The 19,680-nt window shown below is 69.7% G+C and carries 20 protein-coding genes and 1 pseudogene; 11 read left to right on the top strand and 10 right to left on the bottom strand.

The annotated features are described in order from the left end of the window. Positions 1-110: 110 nt before the first annotated feature. A complete protein-coding gene (locus tag HDR73_RS03350) occupies positions 111-1,232 on the bottom strand; it encodes a zinc-binding alcohol dehydrogenase family protein (protein ID WP_012297848.1) in 1,122 nt (373 codons plus the stop codon). 97 nt (positions 1,233-1,329) lie between these two features. Between HDR73_RS03350 and HDR73_RS03345 the strand changes: the two genes are divergently transcribed. Next, complete coding sequence (locus HDR73_RS03345; RefSeq protein WP_012297847.1) at positions 1,330-1,905, top strand: TetR family transcriptional regulator; 576 nt, start codon at positions 1,330-1,332, stop codon at positions 1,903-1,905. Between the two features lie 70 nt (positions 1,906-1,975). Beyond that, positions 1,976-2,131, top strand: coding sequence for a DUF2283 domain-containing protein (locus tag HDR73_RS03340; protein WP_012297846.1), 156 nt, complete (start codon positions 1,976-1,978; stop codon positions 2,129-2,131). Here HDR73_RS03340 and HDR73_RS03335 read toward each other — a convergent pair. Continuing rightward, positions 2,128-2,472 carry a DUF2200 domain-containing protein gene (locus HDR73_RS03335; RefSeq protein WP_012297845.1) on the bottom strand — a complete coding sequence of 115 codons (345 nt, stop codon included), beginning with the start codon at positions 2,470-2,472 and terminating at the stop codon, positions 2,128-2,130. The genes HDR73_RS03340 and HDR73_RS03335 overlap by 4 nt on opposite strands. Before the next feature lie 69 nt (positions 2,473-2,541). Between HDR73_RS03335 and HDR73_RS03330 the strand changes: the two genes are divergently transcribed. The 5 genes from HDR73_RS03330 to HDR73_RS03315 all read left to right on the top strand — a co-directional run bounded on the left by HDR73_RS03330 (position 2,542) and on the right by HDR73_RS03315 (position 6,829). Next, a complete protein-coding gene (locus HDR73_RS03330) occupies positions 2,542-2,697 on the top strand; it encodes a type II toxin-antitoxin system Phd/YefM family antitoxin (protein WP_012297844.1) in 156 nt (51 codons plus the stop codon). Between the two features lie 79 nt (positions 2,698-2,776). Then, positions 2,777-3,841, top strand: a complete 1,065-nt coding sequence (locus HDR73_RS03325) for an LLM class flavin-dependent oxidoreductase (RefSeq protein ID WP_012297843.1) — start codon at positions 2,777-2,779, stop codon at positions 3,839-3,841. 111 nt (positions 3,842-3,952) lie between these two features. Continuing rightward, on the top strand, positions 3,953-4,852 hold the full coding sequence (locus HDR73_RS16510; protein ID WP_012297842.1) for a sce7726 family protein: 900 nt from the start codon (positions 3,953-3,955) through the stop codon (positions 4,850-4,852). Between the two features lie 8 nt (positions 4,853-4,860). Further along, positions 4,861-5,793, top strand: coding sequence for a sce7725 family protein (locus HDR73_RS03320; RefSeq protein ID WP_012297841.1), 933 nt, complete (start codon positions 4,861-4,863; stop codon positions 5,791-5,793). A 220-nt stretch (positions 5,794-6,013) separates the two neighbouring features. Further along, complete coding sequence (locus HDR73_RS03315) at positions 6,014-6,829, top strand: RES family NAD+ phosphorylase (protein ID WP_198433869.1); 816 nt, start codon at positions 6,014-6,016, stop codon at positions 6,827-6,829. Between the two features lie 363 nt (positions 6,830-7,192). Here the strand turns inward: HDR73_RS03315 and arfB are convergent, their stop codons facing one another. The 7 genes from arfB to HDR73_RS03280 all read right to left on the bottom strand — a co-directional run bounded on the left by arfB (position 7,193) and on the right by HDR73_RS03280 (position 13,838). Continuing rightward, positions 7,193-7,615, bottom strand: a complete 423-nt coding sequence (arfB, locus tag HDR73_RS03310) for an alternative ribosome rescue aminoacyl-tRNA hydrolase ArfB (protein WP_012297838.1) — start codon at positions 7,613-7,615, stop codon at positions 7,193-7,195. 90 nt (positions 7,616-7,705) lie between these two features. Further along, a complete protein-coding gene (locus tag HDR73_RS03305) occupies positions 7,706-8,158 on the bottom strand; it encodes a hypothetical protein (protein ID WP_086935883.1) in 453 nt (150 codons plus the stop codon). Between the two features lie 284 nt (positions 8,159-8,442). Beyond that, complete coding sequence (locus HDR73_RS03300; RefSeq protein ID WP_012297836.1) at positions 8,443-9,357, bottom strand: phosphatase PAP2 family protein; 915 nt, start codon at positions 9,355-9,357, stop codon at positions 8,443-8,445. A gap of 188 nt (positions 9,358-9,545) precedes the next feature. After that, the gene (locus tag HDR73_RS03295) at positions 9,546-10,670 is read right to left on the bottom strand and encodes an acyl-CoA dehydrogenase family protein (RefSeq protein ID WP_012297835.1); all 1,125 of its coding nucleotides are present in this window, start codon (positions 10,668-10,670) and stop codon (positions 9,546-9,548) included. After that, positions 10,667-11,902, bottom strand: a complete 1,236-nt coding sequence (locus tag HDR73_RS03290; RefSeq protein WP_012297834.1) for an acyl-CoA dehydrogenase family protein — start codon at positions 11,900-11,902, stop codon at positions 10,667-10,669. Before HDR73_RS03290 ends, HDR73_RS03295 begins: the two co-directional genes overlap by 4 nt. 1 nt (position 11,903) lies before the next feature. Further along, positions 11,904-13,346, bottom strand: a complete 1,443-nt coding sequence (locus HDR73_RS03285) for an LLM class flavin-dependent oxidoreductase (RefSeq protein ID WP_012297833.1) — start codon at positions 13,344-13,346, stop codon at positions 11,904-11,906. Between the two features lie 210 nt (positions 13,347-13,556). Then, on the bottom strand, positions 13,557-13,838 hold the full coding sequence (locus tag HDR73_RS03280) for a hypothetical protein (protein ID WP_287136222.1): 282 nt from the start codon (positions 13,836-13,838) through the stop codon (positions 13,557-13,559). Here HDR73_RS03280 and HDR73_RS03275 point away from each other — a divergent pair. From HDR73_RS03275 to HDR73_RS03260, 4 genes and pseudogenes are all read left to right on the top strand, one after another. Beyond that, positions 13,768-14,953: pseudogene (locus tag HDR73_RS03275) on the top strand (ABC transporter substrate-binding protein). The gene HDR73_RS03280 and the pseudogene HDR73_RS03275 overlap by 71 nt on opposite strands. 56 nt (positions 14,954-15,009) lie before the next feature. Continuing rightward, positions 15,010-15,855, top strand: a complete 846-nt coding sequence (locus HDR73_RS03270) for a carbohydrate ABC transporter permease (RefSeq protein WP_223842693.1) — start codon at positions 15,010-15,012, stop codon at positions 15,853-15,855. Then, positions 15,848-16,795: a carbohydrate ABC transporter permease gene (locus HDR73_RS03265; RefSeq protein WP_012297831.1), complete on the top strand. Its 948-nt coding sequence runs from the start codon at positions 15,848-15,850 to the stop codon at positions 16,793-16,795. Before HDR73_RS03270 ends, HDR73_RS03265 begins: the two co-directional genes overlap by 8 nt. A 445-nt stretch (positions 16,796-17,240) precedes the next feature. Then, on the top strand, positions 17,241-19,046 hold the full coding sequence (locus HDR73_RS03260) for a lipase family protein (protein WP_094146304.1): 1,806 nt from the start codon (positions 17,241-17,243) through the stop codon (positions 19,044-19,046). 2 nt (positions 19,047-19,048) lie between these two features. On the opposite strand, the gene HDR73_RS03255 is transcribed toward HDR73_RS03260, so the two are convergent. Continuing rightward, a complete protein-coding gene (locus HDR73_RS03255; RefSeq protein WP_012297829.1) occupies positions 19,049-19,636 on the bottom strand; it encodes a TetR/AcrR family transcriptional regulator in 588 nt (195 codons plus the stop codon). Positions 19,637-19,680: the final 44 nt, after the last annotated feature.

The raw sequence follows: 19,680 nt of genomic DNA, 5'->3' as shown, positions 1-19,680 counted from the left end.
TACCGTGGGACATCGAGGCCTCCTGGCGATGGTTGAACTGAACAGCTCCATCAAGCCAGGAGGCCTCTTCACACGCCCCGAAGTGTCACCAACGTCATGGCCGAGTACAGCTAGAGCGCGACCACGAGCTTCCGTGCCGAGACGCCCGCGCGCAGGCGGTCCATCGCCGGCTGGATCGCCTCGAGCCCCGTGCCGACGACCTCGGCTGCGGGCGCCGCCACGTAGCGGCCCTCGGCGAGCGCGGCCGGCAGGAACCGCCCCCAGAGCATCGCGCCGACGCCGTCGTGCATGAGCGCGCTGCCCCAGATGAAGCTCGCCCGGATCCCGCGGACGCGTGCGCGGAGCATCAGGGCCGGGGTCGCCGTGCCCATGCGGATCCCGAGGCGCACGAGCGGCAGGCCCACGCGGCCGCCGCGCGGCAGGGTCTCGAACGACACCGGCGGGCTCGCCATGCTGACCCGCGTCGCGCCGCTCGCGATGGCGATGTCGACGGCCGGCGCCCCGGATCCCGTGCCGATCGCGAGCACGCCCGCCACCTTGCGGCCGCTCTCCGCGAGCTGCGCCGTGATGTCGCGGACCGCCGTCGGGCTGCGGTAGTCGAACGCGCGGCTCGCGCCGAGGCTCCTCACGAGCTCGTGGTTGCGCGGCGACGCGGTCGTCACGACGTCGTAGCCGGCGGCGACCGCGAGCTGGATCGCGTTCATGCCGACGCTCGTGGATCCGCCCCACACCACCACGGTCTCCCCCGTCGGCGGCGTGGTCGCGTCGGGCATGCGCAAGCCGAGCTGGCCGGCGCCGAAGAGGCCGGACGCGGCGGTCGAGATCCCGAGCGGGAGGACGGCGGCGTCCTCGAAGCGCATCGCGTCCGGGATCGGCGCGGCGAGGTTGTTGCGCACGATCGCGCGCGTCTGGAACCCGCCCTCGGGCGCGTGCCGCCGCCCCTTCTCCATGCCCACCGCGTACGCGACGACCCGGTCGCCGACGGCGAAGCGCGTGACGCCGGGGCCGACCTCCTCGATGACGCCCGCGACGTCCTCGCCCAGCACCGCGGGGTGCGGGAGCCAGCGGTACATGAGGTCGCCCATGTGCTGCTTCATGGTGTCGAGCGGGTTGATCGCGACGGCGCGGACGCGGACGGCGACCTCGCCCTCCCGGGGTGCGGTGCGCGGCGCGGACCCGACGGTGAGGTCGGCGGCGGACGAGGCGAGCCAGGCGGCGGTTTCGGTGGACACGGCGGATCTCCGATCTGAGGATCGCGCTGCCTGATGACATCGCGTGTCATCAGTATGCACTGTCATGGCACGTCGCGTCATCACCTAGGATCGACGCATGAGCAGATGGCAGCCGGACACGCGCGAGCGCCTAGCGGCCGCCGCGCTCGAGCTGTTCCAGAGCCGGGGCTTCGCCGAGACGACCGTGCCGGAGATCACCGCCCGCGCCGGCCTCACCACCCGCACCTTCTTCCGCCACTTCGCCGACAAGCGCGAGGTGCTGTTCGCCGAGGAGGACGAGCTGCCCGCGCTCGTGACGCGCATCATCCGCGAGGCGTCGCCCGACCGCTCCCCGCTCCAGGTCGTCGAGGACGGCTTCCCGGAGGTCGTCGCCTCCCAGTTCGCGGAGGGGCGCGACACCCTGCTCGCCCGCAAGCGCATCATCGGCGCCGACGCGGGGCTGCAGGAGCGCGAGATGCGCAAGGTGCAGGCGATGCAGGAGGCCGTGCGCCAGGGCTTCGCGGAGCGCGGGTCGGATCCGCTCACCGCCGTGCTCGTCGCCCACGCCACCGCGACGGTCTTCGGCGTCTCCATCGGCCGCTGGCTCTCCGAGGGCGGCGCCGAGACCGACCTCGCCGAGGTGCTGCGCGAGACGCTCGACGCGTTCCGTCGGGTGATGACGGCGGGCGCATGATGCGGGTCACGTACGACGGGTCGCGGACGCCGCGTACGTCGAGCTGGCCGGGCCGGCCGGCGACGGACGCGTGGAGACGACGATCCACTCCATCACGACGCCCGGCGACCGCGGCGAGGTCGCGCTCGACTTCGACGCCGACGGCCGCCTGCTCGGCGTCGAGGTGCTGCACGCGAGCGCGGTGCTGCCCGCGGCGGTGCTGGCGGATGCGGTGCGGATCGCCTAGCTGCCGCGCAGCACCTTCTGCATCGGCCGGCCGCGAGCCACCTCGTCCACGAGCCGGTCGAGGATCCGGATCTCCTTCATGAGCGGGTCGTCGATCTCCTCGATGCGGACGCCGCAGATGACGCCGCGGACCTCGTCGGCGAGCGGGGTGAGGCGCGCGGCGGCGAAGAAGTCCTCGAACGTGGTCTCCGCGTCGAGGTGGTGCTGGAGCTCCGCGGCGTCGAAGCCGGTGAGCCAGGTGATGACCTGGTCGACCTCCGCGCGCGTGCGTCCCTTCCGTTCCACCTTCTTCACGTAGAGCACGTAGACCGACGCGAACGACGTCGTGAAGATGCGGTGCATGGTCGGAGCGTAGGCCGGTGAGGTCGGGGGCGCCAGGTACCTTCGCGTCACCCCCGACGAAAGGCTCCCATGTCCGAGCACGACGAGACCTCCTACCTGCTCCGGAACCCAGTCGGCGCGAAGCGACTGATCGAGTCGCTCGAGCGAGCGCGTCGCGAGGAGTTCGTCGAGCGCGAGCTGATCGAGCCGACGGATACCGAGGACCCGCACGACTCGGGGGAATAGGCAGGCTCAGGGCCGTGGTTCACATCCATGCAGACGCAGCCACCTGGATCCGCCGCCGTCGAGCACCGAGGAGCGCCCCATGGCCACCAAGATCGGCTTCCTGTCGTTCAACCACTGGCAGGACGTGCGCGGATCCCGCGTCCGCACCGCCCAGGACTCGCTCCTGCAGTCGGTCGACCTCGCGATCGCGGCCGAGGAGATCGGCATCGACGGCGCGTACTTCCGCGTGCACCACTTCGCGCCGCAGCAGGCGTCGCCGTTCCCGCTGCTGGCCGCCATCGCGAGCCGCACCAGGCGGATCGAGATCGGCACCGGCGTCGTCGACATGCGCTACGAGAACCCCCTCTACATGGCGGAGGAGGCGGCGATGACCGACCTCATCTCCAACCGGCGGGTGCAGCTCGGCATCAGCCGCGGATCCCCCGAGCAGGTCGAGGCCGGCTACGAGTCGTTCGGCTACGTGCCGCGCGACGGCGAGACCGACGCCGACATGGCCCACCGCCACACCGACCTCTTCCTCCGCGCGCTCGAGGGCGAGGAGCTCGCGACCGCGGCACCGCAGCGCGGGATCATCGCGGGCGGCGTCGCCATCACGCCGCAGTCGCCGGGCCTCCGCGAGCGGATCTGGTGGGGCGCCGGCACCCGCGCCACCGGCCGGTGGGCGGCCGAGCAGGGCATGAACCTCATGTCGTCGACGCTCCTCTCGGAGGACACCGGCGTGCCGCTCGACGTGCTGCAGGCCGAGCAGATCCAGCTGTTCCGCGACGGCTGGGCCGCCGCCGGGCACGCGTGGGAGCCGCGCGTGAGCGTCAGCCGCAGCATCATCCCCATCGTCGACGACGAGTCGGAAGCTTTCTTCGGCGTCCGCTCACAGATCGAGGGCCGGGACCAGGTGGGCCAGGTCGGCGGCGAGAAGTGGCGCTTCGGGCGCTCCTACATCGGCACCCCCGAGCGGCTCATCGAGGAGCTCGGCAAGGACCAGGCGATCGCCGCGGCCGACACCCTCCTCGTCACGATCCCGAACCAGCTCGGCGTGGACTTCAACCTGCGGTCGCTCGCGGCGATCAAGGAGATCGGGCGGCGCTGGGGTGGGATCGCGCGGATGCCGCGGTGGGGGGCGTCGGCCTCATCCGCTGACAGTTGAGGAAGCGCCCGTCACGGAAGGCGCCGCTTAGAACAACCCACTAGCGCCGCGGCTCACAGAGCCTGCACGAATCGCCTACTACAATCAGCCAACGGTTCCAAACAGTGGGAGGTGTTTCGCGTGGGTTCACCGGCCACCCCAGAGCTCGCTGCTCTCTCGCGACTGTTCTCGCCTGCCGCTATCCGCGAACTTGGCCGAAGCGGCCGCTCTCCCCTTGTCGCTCGCCTCCTGCAAGACACTTCCGTCCCAGCGGATCTGCCCGGAGGAGCGACGCTCCGGGACGCACTCAATCTCGGTTACCAGAAGCTGACGAAGTCAGGTAATAGAGACGACTATGTCTATCGGAGTGCGGTAGTCGAGAAGATCGCCCTCGGTCGACATAACCTCCGCACAGCAACTGTTTTGAGCGAGGTGCGCGCACGAGCGTCCAAGGCGGATCTAGTCATTCTCAACGATACCGCCACGGCTTACGAGATCAAGTCGGAGAGAGATTCGCTCGGTCGGCTCGCTAGCCAGCTCAGCGACTACAGGTCTGTCTTCGCGAGTGTCACGGTGGTCACGAGCCCCCGGCAAGCGGACGCTGTACTTCGCCTGGCCCCGGATGACGTCGGCGTACTTGCACTATCTCCTCGCCTTCGGCTGCAGGTCATTCGTGAAACCCGGGATCTTCCCGAACGCATCGACCCAACGGCACTCTTAGACACTCTCCGCTCAAGCGAAGCTGCGCAGGTGCTCTCGAGGATTGGCGTAGAGACGCCCGACGTTCCGAACACCCACCTCCGGGCGGAACTAAGACGGATTTATGCGGCTCTCGATCCGGTCGAAGTGCATCGGCATGCCGTCACCGTCTTGAAGCAGAGTCGAACACGCGCAGCTCAGGAAGCGCACATTGGCACTTTGCCGCCGTCGATCAGGACTGCAGCCCTGTTCGGCGACCTAAACGACGGCGGGCGCGCAAATTTGTCTGCAGCCACTAGTACATCAATGTCGTCAGTGATGACCTGGAGTTAGGAACGAAGATGTACTTTCCCTACTTTCGCGGTAAGCAGTTCGAGTTGATAGCAATCCGCGAGTCAGCGGCGGTCATCGCAGACGCAGGTTTCAATCCGATCATCGAGCCGGTTCGCGAGACCTTCAAAGGACTTCAGCGCACCTTAGACGAACTGCTCCTGAACGGGGCCAAAGCCACGGTGATCGTGAATCCGAGACACGGTGACCACAGGGATAGCAGCGAAATTCTTGCACAATACATGGCCGACAGCCACGGAGACAACGACGCAATCTCTCCGGCGCTTCTTCTCACGAGCGACCTGACTGTGGGCGAGGTCCTTCGGCTCATCGAACCCTACTCTGAACGGCCACTAACGCTCGTGCATGCGGGGTTCACCGACGGAAAGACCCTAGCGAACAACGTCCAGCCGGATTCAATGACGCATGTTTTTCTTGACGCCCGTAATACCCTCTACCGCCGCCCATTTAAGGGCGCACGGCGTATCCTGATTGAAGACGGGTTCAAACGGATGAAAAACGCGGACTACGACCTCGTCGACAGGTTCTCAGATCTTCACGTGACCTACGAAGAGCTAGGAGGCGATGGCTACGGTGACTTCCTGACGATTGGCGATCACTACAGCGAGGGCGGCGGCCCCGCATATGCCGTGGCCATCCATCTGACCTATATCGACCCTTCAAACGATGACGCGATGTTCGTTTATCATTTCAAGTCCGACTCAAACGACACTCCTGTCGACCCAGCAGGCAAATTCGCGCAGGCGCTCGCCAAGCTCATCTCAGCGGTCGATGATCCCCTAACGAAGATTCTCTCCACAACGTCTGTCGAAGAGTTCCGCGATTTGCACTCCCGCAAACACTTCCCTGGCCTGGGATATGTCAAGAAATTGTCCATCAAGCATCACATCGAGACGCTTGCAGCCTACCACGCGAATGTCTGAGCGCCGTTGCTGCGCGACTTGTTTTAATGATCGACACGTTCGAGCAGAACTGATCAATCAATGTGAACCTGTTAGGCAGAACTGCGACTACTGTGGCGAGACAGATGTGCTCTGCGTTATCCCCTCCAGGCTGAGTCAATGGTTTGCGCCGCTCATCGCGACCTACACCGAGAATCCGCACGGGGATTTCCTGGTCCGACACCTGATCAGCGAGTGGAGGATGTTCTCGAGCGACAGGTTGAGTGAAGCAGAAGCAAAAGAGCTACTCGCCGATGTTCTGGACGATGGCGAAATCGTCCGCAAGAAGTTCATGCCTATCGCGCATTCGGACGGCGGCAATCTTCGTCGCTGGGAAGAGTTGCGTGACGAGCTCATGCACAGCAACCGATGGTTCCTCGAGGAACCCATGGACATGGATCGCTTGGCGGTTCTGCTAGACCAACTGATCACTACACCCAATGCTCACGAGTTCAGCGACTGGTATCGGGCCCGCCTAATGACGGGCGACGATGCATTTCCTCTGACAGACATGGGGGCTCCTCCGCGCAACAAGGCGGGTCACGGTCGAGCAAATCCCGCAGGTATTCCGTACCTCTACCTGGGGTCCACCCGCGCAACCGCTGTCGCAGAGCTTCGCCCTCACACCGGCGAGCGAGCATGTGTTGCTCGCTTCGACCTGTCAGACGCAGACAACCTCAAGCTAGCTGACCTTCGTGATCCTCGATCCCTAATCTCGCCGCTTAGCGATGGCGATGAGACCTTAATCATCCAACTTCGAGCCGACCTACCACTCCTTGAGCGACTAGGCGAAGAACTGACTCGCCCCGTTCAGCCGAGCGGCGTCGCTTATGAGTACGTTCCAACACAGTACCTCTGCGAGTACATCAAGAAGAGGGGATTCGACGGGGTCATTTACACAAGCTCGGTCAGCAGCGACAATGGAGTGAACATTGCACTTTTTCATCCAACCGTTGCAACCGCCACTCATCTAGACGTAGTCTCCGTCACTAAGGTGACGGTGGCTATCGAGAGCTGACGCCTGAGTCGGTACAATTCTGAGAGCACTGAGTCGACATCTCATCAGACGGCTCGTATCGGCTGAGCGCACAGCACAACCTCTACAGCTAAGTCACCGCGGGGCCATTCAAGTGGTCCAGTGCATGGACCTTGACGGCAGCCCTACTGGAGACGGCTGGATGTTTATTAACACTTCAGCGCTATCGCCCACGGGAGACCGAACCCCTGAACGGTGTTGCTCGCTATGACCACCTCGAATCAGCTCGGCGTGGACTTCAACCTGCGGTCGCTCGCGGCGATCAAGGAGATTGGGCAGGCGCTGGGGTGGGACCGTTCCGAGGCGTCCGTGGGGGCGTCGGCCTGATCCGCTGACGCCGCGCGCTCAGTCGCCGGTCGGGCGCTTGCGCTGCTGCTTCGTCGCGGAGCGCTGCGTCTTGGCTGCGAGGCGGCGGCGCTGCGAGCCCTTCGTGGGACGGGTCGGCCGTCGCAGGGCGGCGTCGGGCGCGAGCGCATCGGCCACGATCTCGCGCAGCGCGTCGAGGGCAGCCACCCGGTTCCGCAGCTGCGAGCGCTGCTCGGAGACCGTCACGGTGATCGCTCCCCCGACCATGCGCCGGTCGAGCCGCTGGAGGATCCGCGCCCGCTGCTCATCGCTGAGCACCATCGACCCGGCTGCATACCACGTGAGTTGAACCCGGCTGTCGGACGTGTTGACGTGCTGCCCGCCGGGCCCCGACGACCGCGAGAACCGCCAGCGCAGCTCGGCCGCGGGGATGGTCAGCGCGGGGCCGACCTCGAGATCCATGCGGCAAGGGTCGCACGCTTCGCGCGAGCCGGTCGGCCGCTTGGCACCGCCGCCGACGCTCGGCGCGACAGCGACCGCGAGTCGTCGCGGTCAGCCGTTCCAGCCGCCCACCGGAACGGTCTGCCACCCGATGTTGTTGTTCCGGCGGTTGCCATACGCGGATTCGAGCGATGCGCAGTTGCCGTGGGTGTAGAAGGTGATGTACGTGCCGTCATTGCCCTTGATGTTGACCGACTGCACGTTCAACGTCCGGATGGATGCCGCGTTGTTGCGAATCCGCTGACCCGAGCCGGCGCTGCCATACTGCGTGCTGTTGAAGGTGTCGTTGATCCACGCCTCGCCGTGGTTCGCTCCCGTGTAGATGCGCGACGCCGACGAGCAGTTGAGACCGTAAAAGATCTCGAAGCTCGGCGTCGCGGCCGCCGCTGATGCGGTAGCCGGGCTAGAGCTCGTCTCGGCTTTCGCAGCGCCGGCGCCGGCAATGACCGATGCTCCGATCACCCCCAGGACGGCTGCTGTTCTCCAAGTGCTTGCCTTGCTCATGTGGGCTCCTTCGACCGCGGCCATGGGCTCCCCATGGCCTGCCCAAGAGCTAATAGTCAGACCGCTCTGGCCGCTAGACCTGAGGCTTGATCGTCCCCCGACCCATACCCGTAGTCGTGGATCGGCCGGAGGCCGCTCCCTCATGCAACCCAGGCGCTCCTGGCTCCAGCCCGCGCAGACCGGCGGCAAGCGCACGCGTCTCATGCTCCCGACACGGGCACGATGCGGCGCGCCGCATCCGCAGGCCGCCGGGTTGGCCGTGCTGTCGCGCCCTCAGCCGCGGATCAGTGCTCCGCGCTCGACTCCACCGCCCCCGGCCGCCGCGCCGTGAGATACAAGCGATGCGCCGTGATCACCAGCGCGAGCCACGCGCCGCTGAGGAAGAAGGCGGCGAGCACATCCGTGAACCAGTGGTGGCCGAGGTAGACGCGGGAGAGGCCGATCGTGAGGGCGAAGACGACGGCCACAGTGATCGAGAGCACGCGCGTCGCCCGGCGGTGCTGCCGGAGGAGGAGCAGGTAGGTGAGGATCCCGGCGATCGCCACCGCGTTGAGCGTGTGGCCGCTCGGGAACGACGGCGACGTCTCGTACGGCGGCACCGCGTCGGCGAGGGCAGGACGGGCGCGGCCGATGAGGTCCTTGCCGGCGATGGTGAGCAGCAGGGATCCGGTGCCGGCCGCGGTGACCAGGATGATCGGCGTCCAGGAGCGTCGCCGCACCGCGAGGGTCAGCATGGCGACGACCGCGATGATCGGCATGACCGTGACGCCCGCCACGTCCGTGTAGGCGGTCGCCGCGTCGTTCAGCCACGGCGTCCGGATGCCGATCATGAACGCGAGGATCGGCTTGTCGAACCCGGCGACCCCGTCGGAGTCGGTCACGTTGTCGTAGACCTGCGCGGCGACCGCGGAGAGGCCGACGGCCAGCACGAGGCCCACCAGCAGCATGATCACGAGGGCGGCGTGGGGGCCGAGAGCGCGCACGATCCGCTGCACGCCGCGGGCGAGGATCCGGCCGGCCGGCGTCACCCAGCGGGTGAGGTCGCGGTCGCCGAGGAACCGGTCCTGCCGCAGCTCGTCGTCCACGATCTCGACGCGCGCATCCGGGGCGGGCGCAGACCCGGGCGGACGGCCGGTCTCGGCGGTCTCGGCGGTCTCGTCGGCGCCGGGGACGTGCTCCCGGCCGTGTTCATCAGTCATGTCGGATCCTCCGTGCCGGGCGGAGGGTCCCGCTCCTCGACGTTACCCACCCGGCGGGCGGACGACGGGCGACGCGGCGGGACGCAGGCTCAGCCGCCAGGTCCGGGATCCTCCACCGCCGTCCCGATGTCCCACACGAACGGCGGCGGCGTCCCGTTGACCGACCAGTCGCCGACGATGCGCGCCTTCTAGATGTGCGGGTTGTGCGACGCGACCGTGCGGGCGTTCCGCCAGTGCCGGTCGAGCCCGCGGGCGCGGCTCGTGGCGGAGGCCCCGAGCGTGTCGAAGACGCGGGTGGCGGCGCGCGGCACGGACTCCGACAGCACGACCTGCGCCTGCGCCGACCGGATCTCCGCGAGCACGTTGGCCTGGATGTCGGCCTCGCTGCGGGGATCGTGCGCCATGTCCGCGGCGGCCTGCACCGCCTCCGCCACGCCGCGCACGAGCAGCCGCGCCGTGTACGCGACCGACGAGATCTCCCCCACCACCGCCTGGATCTGGGCGTCGTCCCGCACGAGCGACGCGACCCCGTGGCTGTACACGCGCGTGCGCTCCCGCACCGCCTGCGCCGTGTCGCGCTCGGCGGCCACGGCCACCCCGGCGAGCACCGCCAGCAGGACCAGCTGGTACAGCGCCGTCTGGTAGCGGAACCGATCGGCGAAGGGCGCGATGTGCGCGGGATCCACCTCGGCGTCGGTGAAGACGATGGTGCCGGTGCCCGTGAGCTGCTGGCCGAAGCCGTCCCAGTCGTCGGAGATCACGACGCCCGGCTGATCGGTGCGCACGACCGAGGTCACCGGCTCGCCGTCGCGATCGGCGGTCACGTCCGTCCACCCGGCGAAGATGCTGCCCGTCGTGTAGTACTTGCGGCCGTTCAGCACCCACCCGTCCCCGCGGCGCTCGAGCTTCGTCTGCGAGGTCCCGATGGCGCCGGAGCCGACCTCGCTCCACGCGTTGCCCACGATCTCGCCGGCGGCGAAGCGCCGCAGCCACGCGTCGCGCTCCTCGCCGGGCGGCGCCTGCAGGCGGTCCTCCACGAAGGCGACGTGCCCGCGGAGGATCTGCGGCAGGTTCGAATCCGCGACGGCGAGCTCCACGAGCACCTCCGCGAGCTCGGGGATCGTGAGCCCGTCGCCGCCCAGGTGCACGGGGACGCGGAGGCCCGCGACGCCGGCGTCGAGCAGGAGGCGCAGCTCATCCACGGGCAGCTCGTGCTCGCGCTCTCGGGCGACGGCGCCCTCCGCGATGCGGTCGAGCACGGGTCGGAGGCGGGTGAGCACGGCGTCGAGGCGGGAGGTCACGGCGTCGCTCACGTGTAGAGCGAGATCGGCTGGAGCTCGCCGGTGAGCGCGTGGGCGCCCACCTCGAGCTTCTTGTAGTCCACGGGATCGTGCAGCGAGTGCGTGCGCACGTTCCGCCAGAAGAGGTCGAGGCCCGTCGACGACCGGGCGGAGCTGGATCCCGTGACCTCGAAGACGCGGTTCGCGACCTCCACCCCGACCTCCGTCGCCACCACCTTGAGCTTCGCGACGTCGATGGCGATGCGTCCGCGGATCTCCGCGGTGACGCCGTCGCCGAGGTCGACCACCCCGTCGAACGCGCGGCCGACGCGATCCGCCAAGGCCTCCACGGCCGCGATGCGCGACGCCAGCTCGCCGACGACGCGCTGCACGAAGGGATCGTCCCGGTACGCGTCCACGCCGCTCAGGAACCAGGCCCCGCGGCGGGCCCGCACGAGGTCGAGCGCCTGGGCGAGCGCACCCTCCGCGATGCCGAGGTAGAGGTTGCCGAAAGCCAGCTGGATCGCCGGGGTCACCAGCGTGGAGAAGGGCTCGTCGGAACCGACGCCGAGCACGTCGTCGGGTTCGACGCGGACGTCGGTGAACCGCACGGATCCGCTCGCGGACAGCCGCTGGCCGAGCGCGTCCCAGTCGCCGAGGTAGGCGATGCCGGGCCGGTCGTGGTCGAGCGCGAAGACGACGATCCGACCGTCGAGCTCCCCGCCGGCGACCACCGCGTTCACGAGGATCACGTCGCCCGCGGACGCGCCCGTCGAGAAGCGCTTGAGGCCGTCGAGCTGGTAGCCGTCGCCGTCGGGGGTGAGCCGCAGGTCGGGATCGGTGGGGTTGACCGAGTCGCCCCACACCCAGCGTCCGGCGATCGTCCGCCGGTACCCGTCCGCGCGCACGTCACCTGTGGCGGTGAAGCCGAGGTTGCCCGAGTTGATGTAGTGGTACGCGAGGACCTGCGCGATGGACGCGTCCGCGCGCGCGAGCACGCGGATGGCGAGGACGGCCGACTCCCAGTGGCCGCCCCCGCCGCCGTGCTCGGCCGGGTCGAGCAGGTTCACGAGGCCGCTGTCGCGGAGCAGGTCGAGCTCGGCGGTGGGATCCAGGCCGGCGCGGTCGCGGGCCAGGGCGTCCTCGGCGAGGGTCGCGGCCACGTGCTCGGCGATGCCGCGCCAGTGCGCGAGCTCCTCCGCGGTCGCGTGCCCGTGCCACGGCGAGCGCGTGGCGATGTCGGTGACGTCGGTGATGTCGGTCATGTCAGGACCTTCCGGGGACGAGGGGCGGGGTGGACAGGCGGGGCGCGGTGTCGTCGGCGGCGCTCGGCCCGCCGACGTACGCGCCGCGGTAGGCGTGCGCGGGATGCCACTCGGGCACGACGGGTGATCCGCTGCCGTTGAGACGACCGCGCAGCGTGCCCTCCGGGTACTCGTCCCAGACGCGGCCGCGGCGCTGCAGCTCCGGCACGAGCAGGTCGACGACGGCCTCGAACGTGCCCGGTGTGATCACGTAGGCGAGGTTGAAGCCGTCGATGCCGGCCACCTCGATCCAGCGCTCGAGCTCGTCGGCGACCGTGGTCGGGCTGCCGACGATGACGGCGCCGATGCCGCCGATGCCCACGTGGTCGGCGATGTCGCGGGGCGTCCAGTCGCGGTCCGGGTCGTAGCGCGTGAAGATCGCGAGGGCCGATCGGGCGGCGTCCGTGTCGACGTACCGCAGCGGCGCGTCCGGGTCGTACCCGCTGAGGTCGAGCCCGGACCAGCCTCCGTAGAGCGCGAGCGCCCCGTCGAGGCTGACGTACCCGCGGTACTCGTCGTACTGCGCCTGCGCCTCCTCGTCGGTCTGGGCGACGATCACGGTGGCGAGCGTCAGGATCTTGACGCTGTCGCGCGGGCGGCCGATGCGCTCGGCGCGGTCCCGGATGTCGTCGGTGATCGGCCGCGTGAGCTCCGGCGTGAGGCCGTTGATGAAGACCGCCTCCCCGTGCTTGGCCGCGAACTCCCTGCCGCGCGGCGACGCGCCCGCCTGGAAGACGACGGGCGTGCGCTGCGGGCTGGGCTCCGCGAGGTGCACGCCGGGCACGCGGAAGTGCTCGCCGTCGTGGGCGATCGGGTGGACCTTGGCGGGGTCGGTGTAGATCCCCCGCTCGCGGTCGATGACGACCGCACCGTCCTCCCAGGAGCCCTCCCACAGCTTGTAGGTCACGTCGAGGAACTCGTCGCCGATGGCGTACCGGTCGTCGTGTCCGATCTGCCGCTCGAGCCCGAGGTTCCGCGCCGCCGAGTCGAGGTAGGAGGTGACGACGTTCCAGCCGATGCGGCCGCGGGTGAAGTGGTCGAGCGTCGAGAACCGCCGCGCCAGCGCGTACGGCAGCTCGTAGGTGGATGCGACCGTCACGCCGAAGCCGAGGTGCTCGGTCGCGTGCGCCATGGCGGAGACCTGCACGATCGGGTCGCCCACGGGGATCTGCGCCGAGTCCTCGAGCGCCGGCGCCGCCGAGTGGCGGTACACGTCGTAGACCCCGACCACGTCGGCGATGAACAGGGCGTCGAACCGCCCGCGCTCGAGCAGGCGGGCGAGGTCCACCCAGTAGTCGAGGTCGCCGTACCGGTGCGCCTCGTTGTCGGGATGGCGCCAGAGTCCGGGCGCCTGGTGAGTGACGCAGCTCATGTCGAACGCGTTGAGGATGATGCGCGATGGCACGGGTGCCTCCAGTCGATCCGGGCGACCGACCGCTGTCGGACGGCCGGGCGACGTGCCGACCTGCGGCCGTCGGGGCCCGAAGCTACCGGCCGGGCTCCGGGCCGGCGAGGGCACGGTGTCGCACGACGCAACGCGGGTACGCACGTCGTAACACGGTGACGCCGCGTTGCGTCCGCGCTTCCCCCGGGCGGTCGTGGATCCCTACCTTCCTCACCAGTGGAGGTGCACGAGCCCTCCGCCCGCCGATCCACACGAGGAACCCATGTCCACGATCCGATCCCCGCGCGTCGTCCGCACGCGCCGCCGCGTGGTCGCCGTCGGCATCGCGACCGCCGCGCTCGCCCTCTCGGCCTGCGCCGGCGCTCCCGCCGAGGCCGGCTCCGCCGACGGCGACATCTCCGGCCAGGAGCTCACCGTGCTGATGATCTCGTCGCACCAGGGCGCCGCGGACCAGCTCGCGAAGGAGTTCCAGGCGGAGACCGGCGCCGTCATCAAACCGGTCATCGTGCCCTACGACGAGATCGGCTCGAAGCTCGCCCTCGACCAGCAGTCCGGCGCGGACACCATCGACGTTGCCGCGCCCTGGTACGTCTCGCTCGGCGACCTCGCGGCGGACGGCGCGATCCAGGACATCACCGACTGGGTCGGCAGCGACCCCGCGATCGACACGGGCGACTTCATCCCCTACCATCTGGGAGCCGTACAGCCAGGTGGAGGGCCGCACGTACGGCCTGCCCTTCGACGGCGACACGCACGTGCTCTTCTACAACAAGGAGATCCTGGCGCGGAACGGGTTCACCTCGCCCCCGAGGACGTGGGACGAGTACCTGCAGCAGGTGACCACGATCACCGCGAACGAGAAGGCGGACGGCGTGTACGGCGCAGCGGTCTTCGGGCAGAAGTCGCCGCTGATCCTCGGCGCGAGCTTCGCGAACCGGCTCGCCGGCTTCGGCGGCTCGTTCGTCGACGCCGACGGGAAGCCGACCATCGACAGCCCGCAGGCGGTGGCCGCCGCGCAGGCGCTCGTCGACGTGCAGGACCAGGCCCTGCCCACCCCCGCCGAGACCGACTTCGGGGCGGGCAACAGCGCGTGGTTCGCGGGCAAGGTCGGCTTCATCGAGAACTGGACGGATCTCGGAGTGCGGAGCGAGGATCCGACGAGCGGCTCCCAGGTCGCGGGCAAGTGGGGCGTGACCCTGCTCCCCACGGGCGGCGCCGACACGACCTCGCGGGCGTCGCTCGTCGCCGGCTTCAGCTGGGTCGTCACCGCGCACACGCAGAAGACCGCGCTGGCCGAGCGCTTCATCGAGTGGGCGTCGTCGTCGAAGGTGAACGCGGAGCTCCTGACCGCGTCGCCGCCCACCGGGATCGACCCCAACCGCGTCTCCTCGCTCGAGGACGCCACGTACGGGCAGCGCTTCCCGGAGATCCAGGAGGCGAACCGCGCGACGCTCGCCGGCGCGCTCGCCTGGCCGAGCGGGAAGAACGCGACCGAGGCCGCGCAGGTGCTCACGGATGAGCTCGCGAAGCTGCTCGCCGGTGAAGGCGGGACGGCGCAGGAGACGCTCGACCGCGTGCAGGCGAAATGGGAAGAGCTGCTCGGGTGACGGTGTCACTCGCCGGGTCCCGCGCCCGCTGTCCCCGGAGCACCTGGCCGCGACGCGTGTTCGTCGCGCCGTCGGTGCTGGCGCTCGTGGTGCTCGGCGGGTACCCGCTCGTGTTCATCGCGCTCGCGGCCCTCACGGAGTCGAGCCTCGGCCGGCCCTTCCAGGAGTTCGTCGGCACGGCGACGTTCGCGGATGTGCTCGCGGAGGGCGACACGACGACGGCGCTCGTGCGCGGCGTCGGGTACGCGCTGCTGGTCACGGTCGTGAGCGTGGTGCTCGGCGTCGGGACGGGGGTCGCGCTCTGGCGCTCGGTGCACGCGGGAGCGGTCGTGCGGACGCTCCTGCTGCTGCCGATGATCACCCCGCCCGTCGTGGTGGGCGTGCTGTGGAAGCTCGTCTTCCAGCCGAACGGCGGGCTCGGGGACACGGTCGTGGCCGCGGTCGTGCCGGGTGGATCCGCGGTGTCGGTGCTCTCGCAGCCGGTCACGGCGTTCCTCGGCGTCGCGCTCGCGGACGTGTGGGAGTGGACGCCGCTCATCGTGCTGCTCGTCTTCGCGGCCCTCGTCGGCCAGGATCCCGCGGTGGAGGAGGCGGCGGCGCTCGACGGCGCACACGGGCTGCGCCTCGTCCGGAGCATCACGCTGCCCGCGATCTCGGGCACGGTCGCGGCCGTCGCCCTCATCCGCCTGGTGCTGGCGTTCAAGGTGTTCGACCTCGTCTACATCCTCACCTCGGGCGGGCCGGGCCAGGCGACGACCATGCCCGCCTACCTCATCTGGCAGGCCGCGCTGCAGCACTTCGACGTGGGCCGCGCCGCCGTCATCACCCTGCTGCTCGCGGTGGTGGTCACGGCCGTGACCCTGCCCGTGACGGCCATCACCCGGAGGCTGAACCGTGCCTGACGCGACCTCGACCCTGCTCACTCCCGCCCGCTCGGTCCCCGACGCCGTCCCTGCCGCGGCGCGCATCCGGCCGGGGCGCGACCCGCGGACCCGCCGCCCGCGCCGCCACTCCCGGGGCGCCGACCTGTGGCTCGCGCTGTCCCTGGCCGCGGTGCTCGTGCCGCTCGCCTACCTGCTGTCCGTGTCGCTCATGACGCAGGGCGAGGTGTCCGCCGGCGTGCTGGTGCCCACCGATCCGGCCTGGCAGAACTGGACGGCGGCGCTCACCGGCTCGGGGCTGCCGCGCGCGATCCTGAACTCGCTCGCCACGTCCGTGATCGGATCCGTGCTCAGCCTCGCCGCCGCCCTCCCCGCCGCGTGGGCGATGGCCCGGCACCGCACCGGCGGCCGCGTGCTCGCCGGGCTGGTGCTCAGCCCGTGGCTGCTGCCCCCGGTGGTCGCGATCGTGCCGGTGTTCACGTTGCTGCGCATCCTGTCGCTCAACAACACGCTGGTCGGCCTGACGATCGTCTACGCCCTCGCGAACGTCGCCGTCGCCGTCTGGCTGCTCGAGGGGTTTGTGCGGCGGATCCCCGTCGAGCTCGACGAGGCCGCGCAACTCGACGGCGCCGGAGAGTGGCGCGTGCTCGTGAGCATCGTCACGCCCCTGCTGACACCGGCGCTCGTGTCGGTCGGCGTGATCGTCGCGGTGCTCGACTATCAGGAGTTCCTGTTCGCGACGTTCCTCACCCAGGGCCCTGCCGCGCAGACGTTCCCCGTGGTCCTCTCCCTGATGCTCGGCGAGCGGGTGCAGGACTTCGGGAAGATCGCCGCCGCGTCCCTCATCGGCGTGATCCCGCTGTTCGCCGCCGCCACCCTGCTGCAGCGCCGGCTCGTCGCGGGGCTCACCGGCGGAGCGGTCGAGGGGCGCGGCACCCGCCGGGCGCATGCGTCCTGCTGATCCCCCGGCCGCGGGCCACACGCCGCCGTCCTCACCGCCGTCGTCGTCGTGGTGCCGTGGCTTGACACGGCGCTCACGCTCGCCCGGGCGGCGCGTCCGTCTTAGACACGCCCGACCTGCCCCGCGACTCCCCCGCGAAGCCCTTCCGCATGGGCCTCGGCACGAACCTGCTCAACCCCACGGCCACGTGACCTCCTTCACGCCGGGCGGCAGTGCGACGTGCCCATCGGCGACGGCGTCTCCAGGGTCGACACCGTGGGCGTCGCCATCTCGTGGTGTGGCGACAGGCGGGAGGGCGGGCCGCGCCGTCGTACCAAGCCCCAAGAGCAAGGAAACGGGTCACGCCGCGCCTGACGTCGCAGGGGCGGCAGATCAGGGTCCTTAGATTCAAGAGGTTGCCCGAGCGTCCGGATGCTCGGCACGTCGTTGAATGGAGCCCCCCCCCATGGCCGATGGACCTGTCCTCGTATTCCTGCACGGCATCGGTGACGGAGACAAGGAGGACACGTGGCGGGAGCACCTCACCCGCGGTCTGGCTGGGCTCGGCTACCCGGACCTCGTAGGGGTGGAGGTCATCGCGCCGAAGTACTCCCACGCCCTCTTCGGCTGGGATGAGAAGACGGCCCTGCCCGGCTTGACCATCAAGCAGCCCGTCCGCGAGGCGGCGCGCACGAACCGTCGGGAGTTCGAGCAGCGCATGGGCGCCCTGGAGGTCCGGCTCGGACACGAGGACCCAGGACCGGGCGTGCCCTTCGCGGAGGCGGCATTCAGCGTGGCGCTGCGCGACCGCCGGTTCACTCAGGCCCGCAATTACGCGACGGATCCTCAGATCCGCGCGCAAGTGCTCAGCCTGATCCTCGCGCGCATCCCCTCAGAGGGTGACATCGTGCTGGTCGGCCACAGCCTGGGATCCGTCATCGCCGCGGATCTCCTGCGACGGCTGCCGCCCGAGGTGCGCGTGACGGGATTCATCACCATCGGCAGCCCGCTCGCGCACGGGAGCGTCAACGTCGACAAGCTCCGGGACGTCCTGCAGGAACCGCCGACCAACCTCGGCCGGTGGGTCAACTTCTGGAACTTCGGGGATCCCGTCTCCGCCCATCGCGGGCTGTCATCCGGGTTCCCGTGGTTGATCGACTTCCGGATCACCACCCATCAGGTGCTCATCCCCGCACACCGCGCAGCCGCGTACTTGTCCCACGGCTCCGTAGCCGCTGCCATCGGATTCGCGCTCTTCGGCTCGTCGTCCCGAGAGCTGGCCCACGCGGAGACGGGCGCCGCCGTCCCCCTGGACGAGAGCGAGGTCCTGACCGTCCTCGCACTGCGGTACGGGCACCTGACGGCCCAGCGGCTCACGGGGTCGGACCGCGACCGGTTCGTCGGCGCTCTGCGGCTCGTGCAGGCCGCCGCCGTCGCCCAGCTGAAGGGTCGGAACGAGGAGGAGGGCCGTCCCCTGGCGTCAGCGATCGCACGGCTGGCCTTCGACGTGACCGATGCGGCTGCCGTCGCCCCCGAGCCCGTGCCAGGCCAGCACCTCACGAAGGAGACCGCGGCGGTCGTCATGACCGTGCTCGCCACCGAGAACATCATCCGGCCGTTCGAGATCGCGGTCGCGAAGGCCGATCGACAGCGGGCCATGGAGGACCTCACCGCGGAGATGGGGCTGTCCAGCCGCTTCGGAGCGGACGTGTTCGCCGCTGCCAAGGAGGCGCAGGACGCCCTCACCGGAGCCCGCAACGGCACTTGGCTGAGATGGGGAGCGGTCGGTGCCGGTGCGGTCGCCATCATCGTCGCGACCGGCGGGCTGGCGCTGGCGGCCGGAGCTGGCCTCGCCGGCGGCGCAGCTCTCACCAGCGCGCTCGCCGCGTTCGGCCCGGGCGGCATGATCGGCGGACTCCTCACAGCAGGGACCCTCGTGTCCGCGGGTGGAGGAGGCATCGCGTTCGGGCTGGCGAGCCCGGCGACCACCGCCGAGACTGTCGAATCGGTCGTGCAGACGCGGTTGACGGCGACCATCCTCCGCAGGCGGCAAGGACTCGAACCCGACAGCGGCATCTGGGACCTCCTGGCGCAGACGGAGATCGCGGTCCGCCGCGAGCACGAGCGGCTCGACGAGTTCAGCGACGAGTCCTCCTCTGTGCTCAAGGAGCTCACGCGCAAGATCGTCACGATCGAGCGTGCGATGAAGTACCTGTCCGAGAACGGGATGGAGCCCGGAGTCGTGGAGGGAGTGCGCGACCAGACTCCCTGACGTCAGGACGACGCACCCGCTCCCAGCACGAACCGCACCAGCCGCGTCACGCTCTCCGCGTGGTCACCCTGGCGGCCGAGCACGCGCAGCACGATGACGCCGAGGATCGCCTGGCCGAGCTCCTCGACGGGGGCGTCGGCGGGGAGCTGGCCCGCGCGGATCCCCGAGGCCAGGCGCTCGGAGAGGTCGCGGTCGACGCCGAGGCTCGCGCTCAGGCTGTCGCCCACGGCCGCGTCCTCGGCGGCGGCCGCCACGAGCGAGCGGACGAGCGGGCCGCCGGTGGGCGCATCCAGCACGGCGAGCACGTCGGTGAGCCAGCGCTCGATGTCGGCGAGGAGGTCGCCCGTGTCGGGCACGGCGAACTCGACCGGGATCAACCGCCCCTCGGTCATGCACTCGGCGATGAGGGCGCCGCGCGACGGCCACCACCGGTAGATCGTCTGCTTGCCGACCCCCGCCTCCTTGGCGACGCCCTCGATCGTGAGGTGGTCGTAGCCGACGGCGTGGATGAGGCGCACGGTCGCGCCGAGGATCGCCTCGCGTGCCGCCTCGCTGCGGACCCGTCCGGTTCGGTGCTCGTTCACCTGCATGTGGTAGCTCCACAAACTAGACGAGACGTAGCGTATCGTCGACT

The sequence above is a fragment of the Clavibacter sp. genome, assembly GCF_014802555.1.
Classification (GTDB): Bacteria; Actinomycetota; Actinomycetes; order Actinomycetales; family Microbacteriaceae; genus Clavibacter; species Clavibacter sepedonicus.
Note: the sequence above shows the minus strand (reverse complement) of the source record. Positions and strands in the feature narration are given on the sequence as shown.

Excerpts from the sequence above, each read along its gene's own strand:
- HDR73_RS03345 (WP_012297847.1), top strand. The coding sequence starts at position 1,330 with ATGAGCAGATGGCAGCCGGACACGCGCGAGCGCCTAGCGGCCGCCGCG.
- HDR73_RS03335 (WP_012297845.1), bottom strand. The coding sequence starts at position 2,472 with ATGCACCGCATCTTCACGACGTCGTTCGCGTCGGTCTACGTGCTCTAC.
- HDR73_RS03330 (WP_012297844.1), top strand. The coding sequence starts at position 2,542 with ATGTCCGAGCACGACGAGACCTCCTACCTGCTCCGGAACCCAGTCGGC.
- HDR73_RS03325 (WP_012297843.1), top strand. The coding sequence starts at position 2,777 with ATGGCCACCAAGATCGGCTTCCTGTCGTTCAACCACTGGCAGGACGTG.
- HDR73_RS03320 (WP_012297841.1), top strand. The coding sequence starts at position 4,861 with ATGTACTTTCCCTACTTTCGCGGTAAGCAGTTCGAGTTGATAGCAATC.
- HDR73_RS03315 (WP_198433869.1), top strand. The coding sequence starts at position 6,014 with ATGTTCTCGAGCGACAGGTTGAGTGAAGCAGAAGCAAAAGAGCTACTC.
- arfB (WP_012297838.1), bottom strand. The coding sequence starts at position 7,615 with ATGGATCTCGAGGTCGGCCCCGCGCTGACCATCCCCGCGGCCGAGCTG.
- HDR73_RS03305 (WP_086935883.1), bottom strand. The coding sequence starts at position 8,158 with ATGAGCAAGGCAAGCACTTGGAGAACAGCAGCCGTCCTGGGGGTGATC.
- HDR73_RS03300 (WP_012297836.1), bottom strand. The coding sequence starts at position 9,357 with ATGACTGATGAACACGGCCGGGAGCACGTCCCCGGCGCCGACGAGACC.
- HDR73_RS03290 (WP_012297834.1), bottom strand. The coding sequence starts at position 11,902 with ATGACCGACATCACCGACGTCACCGACATCGCCACGCGCTCGCCGTGG.
- HDR73_RS03280 (WP_287136222.1), bottom strand. The coding sequence starts at position 13,838 with ATGACGGCGCCGGTCTCCGCCTGGAACTCCTTCGCGAGCTGGTCCGCG.
- HDR73_RS03260 (WP_094146304.1), top strand. The coding sequence starts at position 17,241 with ATGGCCGATGGACCTGTCCTCGTATTCCTGCACGGCATCGGTGACGGA.
- HDR73_RS03255 (WP_012297829.1), bottom strand. The coding sequence starts at position 19,636 with ATGCAGGTGAACGAGCACCGAACCGGACGGGTCCGCAGCGAGGCGGCA.